General features: G+C 52.8%; 15 protein-coding genes. 7 read left to right on the top strand and 8 right to left on the bottom strand.

Features of this window, described 5'->3' with window-relative positions; genetic code table 11:
- The first annotated feature begins 498 nt into the window (after window positions 1-498).
- Complete coding sequence (locus HMPREF1487_RS20130) at window positions 499-2,283, top strand: S8 family serine peptidase (RefSeq protein WP_010798565.1); 1,785 nt, start codon at window positions 499-501, stop codon at window positions 2,281-2,283.
- 2 nt (window positions 2,284-2,285) lie between these two features.
- On the top strand, window positions 2,286-2,906 hold the full coding sequence (locus HMPREF1487_RS20135; protein WP_010798566.1) for a hypothetical protein: 621 nt from the start codon (window positions 2,286-2,288) through the stop codon (window positions 2,904-2,906).
- A 67-nt stretch (window positions 2,907-2,973) separates the two neighbouring features.
- Here HMPREF1487_RS20135 and HMPREF1487_RS20140 read toward each other — a convergent pair whose 3' ends face one another.
- Both HMPREF1487_RS20140 and HMPREF1487_RS20145 read right to left on the bottom strand, forming a co-directional pair.
- Window positions 2,974-3,999 (bottom strand): hypothetical protein, encoded by a 1,026-nt coding sequence (locus HMPREF1487_RS20140; RefSeq protein WP_010798567.1) that lies wholly within the window; start codon window positions 3,997-3,999, stop codon window positions 2,974-2,976.
- A 371-nt stretch (window positions 4,000-4,370) separates the two neighbouring features.
- Window positions 4,371-5,303, bottom strand: a complete 933-nt coding sequence (locus HMPREF1487_RS20145) for a bestrophin family protein (protein ID WP_010798568.1) — start codon at window positions 5,301-5,303, stop codon at window positions 4,371-4,373.
- A 277-nt stretch (window positions 5,304-5,580) separates the two neighbouring features.
- Between HMPREF1487_RS20145 and HMPREF1487_RS20150 the strand changes: the two genes are divergently transcribed.
- From HMPREF1487_RS20150 to HMPREF1487_RS20160, 3 genes are read left to right on the top strand one after another with little or no spacing between them, the layout of a single operon-like run.
- The gene (locus tag HMPREF1487_RS20150) at window positions 5,581-6,795 is read left to right on the top strand and encodes an MFS transporter (RefSeq protein ID WP_010798569.1); all 1,215 of its coding nucleotides are present in this window, start codon (window positions 5,581-5,583) and stop codon (window positions 6,793-6,795) included.
- A gap of 34 nt (window positions 6,796-6,829) precedes the next feature.
- Window positions 6,830-7,318, top strand: coding sequence for a GNAT family N-acetyltransferase (locus tag HMPREF1487_RS20155; RefSeq protein ID WP_010798570.1), 489 nt, complete (start codon window positions 6,830-6,832; stop codon window positions 7,316-7,318).
- A gap of 48 nt (window positions 7,319-7,366) precedes the next feature.
- Window positions 7,367-7,831 carry a GNAT family N-acetyltransferase gene (locus HMPREF1487_RS20160; protein ID WP_010798571.1) on the top strand — a complete coding sequence of 155 codons (465 nt, stop codon included), beginning with the start codon at window positions 7,367-7,369 and terminating at the stop codon, window positions 7,829-7,831.
- Here the strand turns inward: HMPREF1487_RS20160 and HMPREF1487_RS20165 are convergent, their stop codons facing one another.
- A complete protein-coding gene (locus HMPREF1487_RS20165) occupies window positions 7,832-8,665 on the bottom strand; it encodes a DMT family transporter (RefSeq protein WP_010798572.1) in 834 nt (277 codons plus the stop codon).
- Window positions 8,666-8,715: 50 nt separating this feature from the next.
- Window positions 8,716-9,627 (bottom strand): LysR family transcriptional regulator, encoded by a 912-nt coding sequence (locus tag HMPREF1487_RS20170; protein WP_010798573.1) that lies wholly within the window; start codon window positions 9,625-9,627, stop codon window positions 8,716-8,718.
- Window positions 9,628-9,724: 97 nt separating this feature from the next.
- Here HMPREF1487_RS20170 and HMPREF1487_RS20175 point away from each other — a divergent pair, with 97 nt between their 5' ends.
- Window positions 9,725-10,510, top strand: a complete 786-nt coding sequence (locus HMPREF1487_RS20175) for a TSUP family transporter (RefSeq protein WP_010798574.1) — start codon at window positions 9,725-9,727, stop codon at window positions 10,508-10,510.
- An 8-nt stretch (window positions 10,511-10,518) separates the two neighbouring features.
- Here the strand turns inward: HMPREF1487_RS20175 and HMPREF1487_RS20180 are convergent, their stop codons facing one another.
- From HMPREF1487_RS20180 to HMPREF1487_RS20190, 3 genes are all read right to left on the bottom strand, one after another.
- Window positions 10,519-11,130, bottom strand: coding sequence for a LysE family transporter (locus tag HMPREF1487_RS20180; RefSeq protein WP_010798575.1), 612 nt, complete (start codon window positions 11,128-11,130; stop codon window positions 10,519-10,521).
- A 47-nt stretch (window positions 11,131-11,177) separates the two neighbouring features.
- Window positions 11,178-11,987, bottom strand: coding sequence for an AraC family transcriptional regulator (locus HMPREF1487_RS20185; RefSeq protein WP_010798576.1), 810 nt, complete (start codon window positions 11,985-11,987; stop codon window positions 11,178-11,180).
- Between the two features lie 81 nt (window positions 11,988-12,068).
- Entirely contained in the window at window positions 12,069-12,281 is a 213-nt protein-coding gene (locus tag HMPREF1487_RS20190) for a DUF3079 domain-containing protein (protein WP_010798577.1), read from the bottom strand.
- A gap of 919 nt (window positions 12,282-13,200) precedes the next feature.
- Here HMPREF1487_RS20190 and HMPREF1487_RS20195 point away from each other — a divergent pair.
- Window positions 13,201-13,548, top strand: coding sequence for a DUF805 domain-containing protein (locus HMPREF1487_RS20195; RefSeq protein ID WP_010798578.1), 348 nt, complete (start codon window positions 13,201-13,203; stop codon window positions 13,546-13,548).
- 356 nt (window positions 13,549-13,904) lie between these two features.
- Here HMPREF1487_RS20195 and HMPREF1487_RS20200 read toward each other — a convergent pair whose 3' ends face one another.
- Entirely contained in the window at window positions 13,905-14,258 is a 354-nt protein-coding gene (locus HMPREF1487_RS20200) for a DUF4870 family protein (protein ID WP_010798579.1), read from the bottom strand.
- Between the last annotated feature and the right edge of the window lie 367 nt (window positions 14,259-14,625).

The raw sequence follows: 14,625 nt of genomic DNA on the forward strand, positions 1-14,625 counted from the left end.
TTATGACAGCATAAACTTATCTATTCATAACGCTTCATTTCTTCTATCCCTACAAGCCTATCTTTCATAACGAACATTACACTCTGCCTTGTTTGGCGTCCTTTCAATTTATTTTTTCCATTAAGTGACCACTCAGTCATCTGGATATTATCCAAACCAAGTCAAAAAATATTTAAAGGAATTAATGCCGTTTATCGGATTTTTTAGCCATACGTTATATTGATCCATTCATACAAGAGAGGTTATAAAATCATAAATTCATTATTTATCAACAGTTTATGAATAACATACCTGCACTCATGCCATCACAACTTTTCATTTTGAATCTCAATTCAATATCACAAGAATAGCATTTAAAGAAACACCTCAAACAAACAGTCAATACACCTGATTTAAAAAACGAGACATTAATTCTATATTCGTATCAGGAAAAACGAATCTGGGCGTATCGTTAATCCTGCCTGGCTAAATCTCTAGATAAAGCGAAGGACCGGAATAATGCTCTCATCCAAACAACCTGTTTTTTTATTAGTTTCGCTTTTTGCAGGGGGAGTCTGCGGTATTGCATACGCTGCCGAAGACACTGCATCGTCACAAGCCGCACAAAATGTTCAGAATGGCAGCGACCCACTGTTCATTTACCAGTGGCATTTACGCAATAGAGGGCAAAAGGTAATCGGTGATGTCACGCCACTTGCCGGCGTGGATCTGCGGATGGGTGTATTGCATGAGCTGGGTATACGAGGGAAGAACGTCATTGTCGGGGTGGTGGACGATGGCTTGGAAATACGTCATGAAGACCTGTCAGGTAACGTCGTGCCAAATGGCTCGAAGAACTTCGTAAACGGATCAAACGATCCAACGCCGAGTGTCGATACCGATGAACACGGCACCTCGGTGGCAGGCATCGTTGCCGAAATGGGATGGAACGGAAAAGGAGGGCGAGGCATCGCACCCGAGGCAAAGCTGAAGGGCTTTAACTTCCTAGCCAGCGACGCAGACCCGGCGAGCCAGGATGCAAACATTCTGTACGCCTGGGGCAGCGGCAACGAATCCAAGGATGTGGCCGTTTTCAATAACAGTTGGGGCAGCAGTACACCTTACTATCCTGCATTCTCAACCAGCGAGCAGGCCGCCTGGGAACGTTTGATGCAGTCCACGCGTAATGGCAAGGGCGGAATTTATGTCAAGTCGGCAGGCAACTCCTTCAAGGAGTTCTTTACCTATACTGCGTTTGGCCGAGTCAATATCTGTTCTGAAAAGGCAGCCGAGCTAAATGTGACTTGCGCGTCTTCAACGATTGATCCCAATAACAACCTGATCACGATTATTACCGCCGCCGCCGTGAATGCTCGGGGGCTCCGCTCGTCTTACTCCACAGCCGGATCGTCGGTGTGGATCTCAGGCTTTGGTGGCGAATTTGGCAATCAGAGGGCCTATAACCCGGACCTTACCAATGTACGGGAAGCGATCAGGCCGACCTACTATTCCCCTGCCATCGTAACCACTGATCTGATGGGCTGTTCCCGCGGAGCCAATACCGCGAATACTGTTTCCAATGCCTTGGAAGGCAGTCAGTCGCCTATCGATAACTCCTGCAATTACTGGGGACGCATGAACGGCACCTCTTCTGCCGCGCCCACAGTGTCAGGGGTGGTGAGCCTGATGTTGGGTGCCAATCCCAAGCTTACTCAGCGCGACGTGAAATATATCCTGGCCAGCACTGCGCGGCCGCTTGATCCTTATCAGCCGGTAGTGAGCTACGGCGGAACAGTGATCGAGCCGGGATGGATCACCAACGCGGCAGGCCATCACTTCAGCAACTGGTATGGGTTTGGATTGGTGGATGCAACCGCGGCCGTCAATAAAGCCATGAGCTTCAAGCTACTGCCGGCGATGAAAGATACGCATTGGAAAGCCTCCAGTGATCCTGCCAGCCCGATTGGCGGTGTGAATGCTCCGGCAACATTGCGCGTGCGGATCAATCAGAGCATCAAGGTCGAGGCGGTACAGCTCAGTTTCCAGACCAGCCATATGAAGCCGTCAAACCTGAAGGCCGTTCTAACCTCGCCAAGCGGTACCAAAAGCTATGTCATGACGCCTTTCTCGACGCTATCGGATGTTACGTCCGGGACCGGGTTCACCGTTTCACTGGCGGCGAGCAATGCGTTTCTGGATGAGCCGGCGACGGGTGACTGGACGCTTTCGTTAACGGATGTGGTTGATGCGGGGGGTAATGCCGCCAAGCTGCAAGACTTCAAACTTCGCGTGGTGGGGCACTGATCATGAAAATAGCCACTTTATTCTTCTTAACCGTTACCCTGGCTGCAACACCTCTGGTACAGGCGCAGACCACAGACGCGGCGCGCCTTCAGCAGGCGGCGACCGGGGCTAGCTTCAATGTCGGAAACTCCCCGTTTCGCCTCGTGCCCAACGCAACGGTTCAGCGTATCGACTCCACTGCCTCTGCTCAAACGCCGTCAACCACGCAAAGCCAGAGCCGCCAGCAGACGCTACAGGCAGACAGCAATGTGGTGGGACAGATAGGGCCGTATGCGATCAGGCTGCCGCAGGGTAATCAGGCTCAGCTCAAGTCGCAATCCGCGGCGGCAGCCAGCACTGCCTCAGGTCCGAGCGAGATGGGCGTCGCAGTGAACCTGACCTCCGGGCAAGCCGTGCTCGTGCCTCCGCGCCTGAAGGTATTTGTACAGGATGCGTCTGTTATTGATCAGGTTGCAAAAGCTACTGGCGGTACGATGGTTCAAGCCTCTTCGGCGGCAGGCATGGGCGTCATCCGTTACAGTTCGGTAGACGCTGCTCAGTCAGCCCTGAGCAAGGTGAAGGGCATGCAAGGTGTGAACGACGTGTCACTGGATATCATCCAGGGCTTCATTCAAAAGCAGTAAGTCCATGATAAACACCGCGCTGCCGTCAAGAGACGTTCAGCGCGGCGTTTATTTTCATGGTTAAACGTTACTGCTGGGTAATTGTTGCGCGGTTCGCCGTACCTGTTTGCGTAATGCCTGCAGTGTTGCCATAGAAGGTATCGCCACCCTGAGTAATCAGCGCCTGGTTGGCGATGCCGTTCTGGGTAAGCGACACTGAGTTTTGTGTCTGATATCCCACTTGATCGATCTGGGCGATATTCAGATCCCCGGTTTGGCTGTAGTTGATAGTGCTGGTGTCACTGTACTGGTTGATTTCAACGTCGTTATCATTGCCAACAGTGGAGCCAGAAAGGTTGGAGCCTCGTGTCCCTTGCACGACATAAAGCTCGTTATTCGAGCCTTCTTGTGAGACACCCAGGCCGCCAAACATATTGCTCTGTCTGACAGAGGCAAAATTGTTATCACCCGACTGAGATATCCCACCGTTGGCGAACTCACGCGTGGACTGTTCCAGCGAAGCGCTGTTGCCATTGCCATATTGGCTAATGCCAGCACCACCACCGCCTGACTGTCTGAAGTAAGCCGTATTGTTATCGCCTTCCTGCGTAACACTGCCTGATGTGGTGCCGCCGTACTGCACAGCTTCGACCCAGTTGTTATTGCCACGAGAAGTAACACCGAGCACCGTATCAAACCCGTTTTGGGTTACGTGCATAGTATTGCCTGTTCCTTCCTGAGTGGCTCGCAAATCAGCGACTTGCGCTATTCCGCTACCCTGATTCAGGGTAGCCAGGTTCGAATCGCCCCGCTGCTCAAGCGCCACACTGTTATCTTGGCCGCCGCCCCCCTGGTAGATCTGCCCTTCGTTGGCAGAACCCTCCTGAGTAATTGATACCTGACCGTTATTGACCTGTTGCTGTTGGATAACCCCAATATGACTGCTTCCCAGCTGATTGATAGAGGCCTGGCTATTGATAGCGGTACCAGCCTGTTCAAGGGTTGCCGTGTTGTTTTCTCCGTCCTGCATAACGTCGGCAGTATTCATTTCAGCCCATGAGGGCATGGCGAAGGCCAGCAGGATGGCAGCAGCGAGTGGTTTCAAGCGGGACATACGATTTCCTTTCCTTGTATCCATAGGGGTCGCTACCTGGCGACCCGGTTAATCGACCAGATCAGCACCGGTTGGCGTGCTGAAGAATGGTGTGTTCCTGGCTATCCGTAACGCGGTATTGCCCTGCGGTAGATGAACCTTGTGCATGGCTTCCACCTGCGAATGCATCACCAAGACGCCGGTCGATTCTTCAAGGAAAAGGCTAAATATAAAATCGATCCAAAGGATGTAAACGAACCGCTTTTGAGCCTTCTGGTATTAATTCCTGTTACCGAACCTTTGAGATGCATGGCTATTTGAGGCTTTCAAGCAGAACATGCATCTCGATAGGTGACTGTGCCGCCCAAGGGACCACGGCGGGCTGTTGGCGACTACGCAACGGTGGCGCTAGGTTGATAGCTGAGTCGCCGCGGCATAAAGCCGAACTCCAGCCGCGAAGGCTCTTTGAACATGGAGGCCAGGTTCTTTTCGATATTGCTGCACAGCGAGTTCATCTGGATCTGGTGCTGGCTATTGGCAAACGGGGTTTGCAGATCGGTCCCGATCCGCTCGATCGCCAGCAGCATGAAGCCTACGACGGTAGAAACCAGTGGCGTATACCACCCCATAGACGACACTAGGCCAACCGGAACGATCAGGCAGAACAGCGAAATGAACAGCCGCGGGAAATACACATAGGGAAAGGGCAATGGCGTGTTGGCAATACGCTCCATTCCACCCTGATGGTTCGAAACTTCCACGAGGGTAGATTCCATACGGGCCAGACGTATGCTGTCCAACCTACCCGCCTGGTACTCCTGCGCCACAATCGCTGCGGAGGCGTTCAGGATATCGTTGGGAAAGTTATTGGTGTCATGTCGGCGGGCAAACTCATCGGCAGGTAGTAGCGTCGCGACATCAGCTGGACAAGCTTGGCCCTTGAGGTGAGCGGAAAGCGCCTTGAGGTAGGCCACGTGTCGGCGAAACAGCAGCGCTTTGATTGGATTTCGCCTGTCGTCTTGATCATCGATCAAGGTCAGTACCTGGCGACCAAAACTCCGTGAACTGTTTACCATGGCACCCCATAAGGTACGCGCTTCCCACCACCGGTTATAGGCGCTTGTATTGCGAAAGCTGATCAGGACGACCAGTGCTGAACAGAGCAGCGTCAGCGGCATAAGAGGCAGGTTTAGCCGATTGTTCATCAGCAACATCGAATCGGCCGTAACGATGACATCCCAGATAAACAACCAGAACAGCGGCCAGCCGACGTAGGAAAAAACCTTGTGCATCCAGGTCAGCGTTCTCGAAATCCGAGCAATCATGAAACGACTCCCTTGTTGACAGTCTGGAGATCAGTGGCTGTATATCGTTCAGATCGGTGTTAACACAGCTGCTGCCGGGTCTTCCGCGTGTCGTCAGCAAAAGCCAGGACCCAGGTTGTCCAGATAGATATAGGTGATCTCATGTGATGCATCCTCAATGCGGCTTTTGATGTGATCACGCTAACGGGGCTGGCTTAATTCTTCCTTAAAGGTTGCAAAATGTTTTAAATCAGGATGAGTAGTCGTTGCCCAATGGACATAAGAGGCATGCATCCACATGGCGCCCACTGCGTTCTTGAACGGCCTGAACTTCTTTCTTGCGGATGTTCGTGACGGGCTTGGCCCATTCCTTGGAATCTTTCTTCAGCAACAGGGCTGGACCGCGGACCGAATAGGACTGGTCATGACACTAGGCGGGTTAGCCGGCTTGCTCCTGACCACACCGCTGGGAATGCTGGTGGACGCACTACAGGCCAAGCGCGGTATTGTTGCATGGGCTGCCTTGTGCATTCTTGTGGCCTGCGCCCTCAATTATTTTCTACCTACTTTTCTCTTTACCACCATCGCGCAGATGGTTGCCGGTATCGCCGGTGCCGCTATTCCACCCGCCATTGCAGGACTTACCCTGGGCCTTGTAGGAACACGAGGGTTCGACCATCAGCTAGGTCGAAATGAAGCGTTCAACCATGGTGGTAATGCCTTTGCTGCAATCGGCGCTGGCGTATTCGGCTACTGGTTTGGCCTGGGCGCTGTATTCGTCCTGATGGGCGTTCTGACATTGGCCGCCTTGTATATGCTAGCCAGGATACGGGCTGACCAGATTGATCACGAGGCAGCCCGCGCTGGCTCGCCGGATCATGCGCAAAAGCTTTCCTGGTCAGCCCTTTTCCGCAACCGCCCCCTTCTAACCGTGGCAGTTACAGTGCTGCTCTTTCACCTTGGCAATGCGGCAATGCTCCCGTTGCTGGGCCAGGCAATGGTAGCGCGCGGCACCGCTGGCGACCCCAGTGCCTATACCGCTGCTACCGTAATCGTGGCTCAGGCCACCATGATCGTCATGGCACTGCTGGCGGCCAGATTGGCCCAGACCAAGGGCTATTACATCGTGTTTATACTGGCACTGTTGGCCTTGCCTCTTCGCGGCCTGCTGGCCTCATTCATCCAGGCACCCTGGGTTCTGATCCCTGTCCAGTTGCTCGACGGTATTGGTGCGGGCTTGCTGGGCGTAGCCGTACCGGGGTTGGTAGCCCGCATTCTGGATGGTTCCGGGCGATTCAACACCGGCCTTGCTGCCGTCATGACAGTACAGGGCATCGGTGCTGCCTTGAGTACCAGCCTGGGCGGATTTTTCGCAGCCCGTTACGGCTATGCTGAAGCGTTTAAAATACTGGCGCTGGTCGCCAGCGCAGGTGTGCTGTTGTGGCTCTGTGCGTCTTCCTGGATGTACCCTCTCTGCACGCAGCAAATAGCGCCTCGTGGTGCCAGGGAATGAGTCCGTCCGGCTGCTCAATCAGAGGGGTCATAACGTGTTTCACATTCGCAAGGCAAACCGCGCAGACACGGCGGACACCTGGACAGTTCGCTGTGAGGCCATTCGTCATCAATGCCCATCGTCCTACAGTGACGAGCAAATCCGGATCTGGACCAGTGGCACCTTTACGCAAAGCTATGAAAATGATGTCGAGGACCATTTCCATGTCCTGGTCTCGGATGAGCGCATCATCGGAACAGGTATGGTTGACCTGACATCCGGCAAGATCGACGCAATCTTTGTATTACCCCACTACATGGGACAAGGGGCTGCGCGCCAGATGCTGGAGCATCTCGAAACGCTTGCCGTTCAGGCAGACCTGGACTACCTTCACCTGGACGCAACCCTGAACGCGGCGCCGTTTTATCGAAAGTGTGGTTTTGTAGGTGAAAAGGTATCCACTTACCATTCGCCTCGTGGTCTTACGCTGGACTGTATACCGATGTACAAGATGCTTCGGCCAACCGGAGATATCCCTCGGTAAGGCCACAGATAAAGTCTGCCAACGCACCACAACAGAGATCGTCCACGCATGTTAACCGTTCGACGTGCACAACCTGACGATGCCGGCTACCTCCAACGGCTATACAGCCAACTTGTGGACAGTGCGTTCATTACTGTGCTTCCGGCTCGTCTGGAGGAGCTTCAGCATGATCCTGTCCATGAGCTTTTAGTGGCCGAATATGGCGGCACCGTTATCGCCAGCGCGTTGCTGATCTTCTGCAAGGATGCAATGTTTGGTTTTCAACCGTTTGCGGTGGTAGAGAATGTAATCGTTGACGAGGCGCAACGCGGAACGGGCGTCGGCAGGCAGCTGATCAGAACCATCGAGCAACGCTGTATCGACAAGGACTGCTCCAAGATCATGTTATTGAGTTCAGCCCACCGGATTCAGGCCCACGCCTTCTTCGAGCGGGCAGGCTTCAAGGGTGACAGCAAGCGCGGCTTCGTCAAATATCGGCGAGACTTGCTGGCATCTGGCTTGCCACCTGACTAGTCAAGCCAGACGCAGAATCATTGCCCCTATAGCCATGACACATACCGCCGCAATTCGACCCCGACTCATGCGCTCTTTCAGAACAAGCACGGAGATGAGCGCCGCAAATATAATCGAGGTCTCTCGCAAGGCAGCGATAACGGCCACAGGCGCCAGGGTCATCGCCCAAAGCGCCAGGCCATAAGACGCCAATGTTCCAGCTCCCCCTACCAGTCCCACCAGCCATTGAACGCGGAAAAATGATACGAAGGCATGGGCATTGCGCCAAAGCATCCAGGCCGTCATAACCGCGCCTGTCAGAAGAAAAATCCATAGGGTATACGCCAGCGGTGCACCCGACATTCTGACGCCCGCCCCGTCTACCAATGTGTAAGTAGCAATAACCAAAGCGTTAAGTAGCGCCAAACCCACCCCTGCCCTATGACTGGAGACACGTCTGCGCGCCATCAACAAAATACCCAGACAAATCGTGCCGATACCCACCCAGGCCGTCGTGCTCAGATGCTCGCCTAATCCCACCGTGCTGATGACCGCTACCAGCAGCGGCGCCGTTCCCCGCATCAACGGGTATGCCAGGTTCATTTCAGCGACGCGATAAGTCTGTGCCACCAGGTTGTAATACACTACCTGCAGTACAGCAGATGCTCCAATGAAACCCCAGCTGGGCGCTGCCGGCGGAGGGACAAATAGCAGGATCAAGGCTGCTATCAATGCCGCTGCAGCGGTAATCACTGCAGTGATAAGGATCTTGTCGCTTCCACTTTTGACGATTGCATTCCAAGTGGCATGCAAGGCCGCCGCGAACAAGACGACACCATAAACGGTTACAAGCATCTGTACCTCTGCAGGGTGATTGGGCCTGTCGCACCAACGACTCAACCGCTTCAGGCGTAACGTTTACGCGCGGCGCTTTTGATCGCCTCCAGAAATGCGCGTACCCGCTGAGGCAGCTGGGTACTGGCATAAACGGCATGTATCTGTGGGTCATGCCCGGTTGAGGAAGTCAGTCGATAATGGCTGCATACCCGGACTAAACGTCCCGCCTGCACCGCCGGTTCTGCAAGCCAGTCTGCCAGCCGGCAGATACCAAGACCTTGGACAGCAGCGTTATATAACGCTACGCCTGAACTGAGACGGTAACGGGGCTGGGCCTTGTAACGGACCTGAGCATCGCCCTGCCTGAAATACCAATCCTTGAGAATTCTTGGGGAGGTATGCATCAGCAGGTCATGCTCGACAAGCGCCTCGGGCGCTTCAGGCACGCCACGTATGGCGAGATATGTCGGACTTGCATAAAGGTGACGCCGATAGCTCCACAATGGCGCGCCGATCAGCTCGCTGGGATAGGCAAAGCCACCACGAATAGCAAAATCCAGTTTGTCTGCAATGGGATCATGTGCCGCATCGCTTACCTGTATATCAATGCTGATCTGGGGGTTCCGCCGCCCAAACTCCGCCATGACGCTGGGCAAGAAATCCATCATCAGGCTTTCAGGGGCGGAGCAGCGAATCCACCCTTGCGCCAACGTACCCTGTACCGAGAGTGATTCCTCTGCCTCGGCCTGCAGCGACAGCATCTGCCTGGCGTAGCCATAATACGCCTCCCCCGCCTCGGTCAATCGGACCTGCTTTTGTGAGCGCTGCAAAAGCTCATGCCCCAGCTGCGCCTCAAGGCTCTGTATGGCGCGCGTCACTGTACTGGGAGAGCGTCCCAGCAGGCGCGCCGCACTCACGAAACTATGGCGATCCACTACTGCGCAAAAGGCTTGTAGCTCCCATAACTGAGCCAGTGACATACCGCCTTCCTTGTTGCGATTTCTGCAATACCACATTGCAACACAAAACCCGGCATTGCTCTATCGTATCCGTCTCGCGTCATCAAAGGATGTTGAAATGGATATAGTATTAGATCCCACCTTTCTGCTGTTACTCGGGCTGGTTGCCTTTGCGGCAGGCTTTATCGATACGCTGGCAGGTGGCGGCGGGCTGATTACCGTGCCTACCCTGATGCTGGCTCAGATCCCACCGGTACAAGCCATTGCAACCAATAAACTCCAGAGCACCTTTGGGGCGCTAATCGCCACATTGACCCTGCTTCGTAAACGCAAGATCGCCTGGGCAGATGTCAAAAAGCCCTTCTTGACCTCCTTTATTGGTGCAGCCGTGGGCGCCGTGGTTATTCAGCGTGTGGATGCCTCCGCTCTTGAAGTCCTGGTGCCTTTCATATTGGGTGGTATTGCGTTGTACTTTCTGCTTGCGCCAAGCGCAGGTACTGTTGAGCGCAAGCCGCGCATGGGGGAGCGGCTGCACCGTCTCCTGGTTGTCCCCCTTATCGGGTTTTACGACGGTTTTTTCGGCCCTGGCACGGGCTCGTTCTTTTCACTCAGCGAGGTAGCCTTACGGGGCCGCGACCTTATTACCGCTACGGCAACTGCCAAGTCCCTTAACCTGGCGAGCAACCTTGCATCCCTTGCAATCTTCATCGTGGGCGGCAAGGTACTTTGGCTGGTAGGTGGCATCATGGCAGTCGGACAGCTTGCGGGTGCCTATCTGGGCTCACTGGCCGTTATCGGTGGCGGTGCCCGACTGATCAGGCCTCTCATCGTAGCCATCTGCTTTGTAATGATTGGCCGTTACCTTTATCAAAACGGTTACCTGTCTTTTATAGCGCATGTATAAGATCGCACTCAGAGACCATGCAGAGCGAGCCCAGCCATGATGAGCAACAGGATTCCGCACAGGGCATGGCTGGCTCTATGCCAGTTTGGCGAGCTGGCACGCCGGAACCCCTCAACAAGCGCTGCCGTCAGAAAGCAGCACAAAATGGAGGCACTCATGACTCCGCTAAAGAACATCGCTGTGTTTGCAATACTGGGAGTGTCGCCTGTTATACCCGACAAGGCGCTTCCCAACGCGCCCCAATACACAATGTTTTTTGGATTAGTCAACGAGATGGCAGCACCCGCCATCAAGGCGCCCTGCTGCGGTTGACCTGATTCACCTGTACCGACCGGCAGGCGCCACGCATCCTTGAGACTCTGAACGCCTAGCCAGGCCAGATAAACCGCACAGAGTAGCGTTAGGGGTATGCGAATCGGCTCATGGCCCAGCAGGACTGACAGCCCTACCAACCCTAATACAGCCCACACGGCGTCGCCCAGCAAAGATCCTACCTGAACCATTAGGGCCGGCCTGAAACCATTGGACAAGCCACGACGCAACGTTTCAGCCAGGACAGGTCCAGGCGAAAGGCAGAACGCAGCGCCAAACAAAAAGGCCGATAAGAAGATTGTCAGCATATCAGGCGTCTCGGAAAGAAAGGGCGATCAGTATGGGTTGCCCCTGCTCAATAATCTTGAACAGGATTGCAGGACCTGTAGAGGCGTTGATATTGGCCAGGCGGTATTCCATAAGCCGAACGAAAGTGGCGACTCAAGTGGCTCTGATCAGCAAAGCCAAGCGTATAAGCAACATCCGTGGCGGGCATACCCTGCCGCAGCAGTCCCCGTGCTCGCCGCGTTCTCAGCTGCATGGCCCATTGATGTGGGCTCAACCCCGTTTCCTTTTGAAATGTCCTCAGCAATTGATACTTGGATCGCTGGGTCAAAAGGGCTAGTTCGTCCAAAGTAGGCATTTGCGCCAAGGAGTCGGCAAGACACTCCTGAATACGAAGAACCACCTCTGGCTCGGCTGAATGCGTGGTCAGTGCAACACCACTCAGCTCCGTGATCTCTGCGAGTAACAGGACCAACGCCTGATGAACGTGTGGGTTGCTCATGGAGCTGCCTCGTAACGCCATTTGCACCACGCAGGCAAAGCGGTTTGCAATGTCTGGCTGATAAAGCAAAGGACGCTCGAACTCAACTTGATTGACCCCAAGGCTTTGGGCCAGCCAGTCCGCCGATACATAAAGCCCTACGTAGCGCCAGAAGGCTCCCTCATGGGCCCCGCCGCCTTGTATTTGGCCGGGGTTATACAGAGTGATGGATCCCTTGCCGGCATTGAATATCCTGCCATCCAGCCAGATGTGCTCCTCGCCTTCCAAATTAACGCCAATTACACACTCATCATGGCTGTGCTTGGCGAATCGGTGACCCGTACCGCTGGCATCCACCAGCTCAACGGGACCTGACCAGGCATGCCGCAGGGTAAGCACGTCTTATAGCCTCTCATCCGATTTGAAGAGACTACAGCTTAAGCCAAACGAACGTACGATAGGTTAATTGGACGTTCGGACCTACTGTTTCAGCTGGTGTTCGGGGCTCTCGCTTTCTGCCGGCTCACCCCCGGTTGCATTGAACGTATCCCAGTCTTCACCAAACAGCTCAACCGGATGCATGGTACGGCTGGCGCCATTACCGCAAGCTAACGAGTTTGCAGGACAATACATATCGCACCCCCAACAGATGCGCTCCGGATGCTTAGGCTGCAAAGGAAATTTCTTGGCCATCCGAGACTCCTGAACGTATGAGGTGAACCCCTAACGTATCGAAATCTGGATAAACGTTTTTGATCTCGCTCAAGTTTTACGACGATTATAGCGGTGTTGATACCCACCCAATGATATAACCCTACTGTGTGACTTGTAGCAGCTTGGCATGCTACGACTGTCTAAGGACTCATCGCACCCCAGCGAACAGCCATACATTTTGTTCGATAGAAGTCGATGCTGACGATGTATCAATGGATTTAAACGTTAAGACAATGGGTTTGCACGAGGGAATGCATACGTGCCCACTTCATAGGCAAACGCTGACTTATCAAATGCAACCACAAACTATGTAGTGATAGTTTTGAGAGCCAGGATCTGGTTATGAAGCCACACGCTAGTAAACCTTTAAAGGTAACATTTACACGTTATAATCCTGAACGGTTTGTCAGAACTATTACACAACTGTCTGACTTTTTAGTCTGGTTGAGTCAGCCGCATGTACGATAGATCCACGATGCCTGCCGGTATACCTAACCAAGCAATAGCGGCTATTTCAATGCTCAGGTTGCCAAACCTTAAAAGATACGCCAACCATGGTACTTCACTGATTCAATACCTTTGACGTATCTAAGTGATTGAAAAGCTGAATTTTCCAACTATTACACACTGGTCACTTATCTGGAATGAATGATAGCGCTTTTACTGTAGCGTCAAGTTGACTTCATCTGTAAACTTACCGCCCACCTTGAAGCTATGGACTGGCTTCTGTGAAAGATTATGGATGATCTGGGAAAGATTTCTCTTGCATTGCTTGCTCTCATGGCAAATAGCAGCTCTGTGCAATCATCTGTTCTTTTACTGATTCCCTATCCTAAACTTCATTGTTTTTTAGGATGCTGGCGTTTTATGCCTGGCTTGTATAAGGAAGATGTAATAAATGGAATGGTATCTCTCGGTAGTCAGTAACTACGTCAAGTTTGATGGCCGTGCTCGACGGAAAGAATATTGGATGTTCGCCCTGTTCAGCGCGATCATTACTGTTGTACTTGCCGTTGTAGATGGAGTAATTGGCTGGGGCCCTTGGTTATGTGGTGTCTATACCCTGGCTATGATTCTTCCAAATGTGGCCGTCACTATCCGACGCCTTCATGATACCAACCGAAGCGGTTGGTGGGCTCTTATCAGTGGCGTTCCAGCAGTAGGCGGAATCATTTTCCTGGTGCTTATGTGCCTGGAAGGAGATCTTGTCGATAACCGCTTCGGGCAGAACCCTAAAAACGTCTAAGCCTAATATAGGGTTATGCAATTGAAGTTTTGAAAACCGCTCATTGCGTACCAGATCGGACATGAATTGATCATGTCCGATTATGCTCCATCTACTTTTCTTGATTGCTCGTCAAAAATATCCCCTGCTAAATAACAGGCCCTCATGTGCAGATAAGAACAGTCTTATCTTCCAAGGTTATTTAATTCACGAGTAGCAGCAGTGTTGAAAACGATAGCGCTTACACTGATGGGTGCGTCTTGATAGGCAGGCTTGTTGGTGGTGTGTTTCTATGGATTGGACGCCAGCCCGGGGTATCGGCGGTAAACATTCAAACCCCAGGCGGCCAGTTAGATATAAGCCGAGATTACGCTTACTTAAATTCCACGACGATTATTGATTGCCGTCAGCCCTTTCACGATTCGATAAATCGTCCAGATTGCCCAGCCAAGCAGCACGAACCATCCGATGATAAGCAGGGTTGAAGCAAACCCCAGTACAAGCCACAGAAGTCCCCACCAGAATGTACGGATCTGATAATCCAGGTGCGAACGAGAAATCGGATCTGCCGTATCTCTGTTGACATAGGCTAGGATAAGTCCAATCAGCGCGGTAACGCCGTTGAAGAAACCTACAATGTACAGAACATAGACGATGCCAGCCATATTCGAATTGCTGACAATCGGCTGCTGCAATGGAGCAGGCTGGACGGTTTGATTGATATCGGTCATGGCTAAGTCCTTTTAATGAGCAGGTGAAACGCGCACTCCAAATGCGCCTGTGCACATGATAATACGTTCCAGGACATCAAACTACCCTGGCCTCTGTATTAGCAACCTGAAGAGTTGTTCTCGGAACATTTGACGGCCGTATTGAGGCGTTTTGACAAGCGATGACGTCAGCCGGAATGCTTACCCTTTACCGAAAGGCTGAACCTAAAACGGCAATGTTTGATCTTGGTCCGGGCTTGACAGTAGCGCATGTACCTTTCGTACGACTCAATGTTCTTTGGCTCCCTATGAGTTCTTTAAACGGTAAATAGACACCCCTAAGCGCAAATAACCACACAAAAAAAGCGTGTAATTACAAGAGCCTAGA

Source organism: Pseudomonas sp. HPB0071 (genome assembly GCF_000478505.2).
In the GTDB taxonomy this organism is placed as follows: domain Bacteria; phylum Pseudomonadota; class Gammaproteobacteria; order Pseudomonadales; family Pseudomonadaceae; genus Chryseomonas; species Chryseomonas luteola.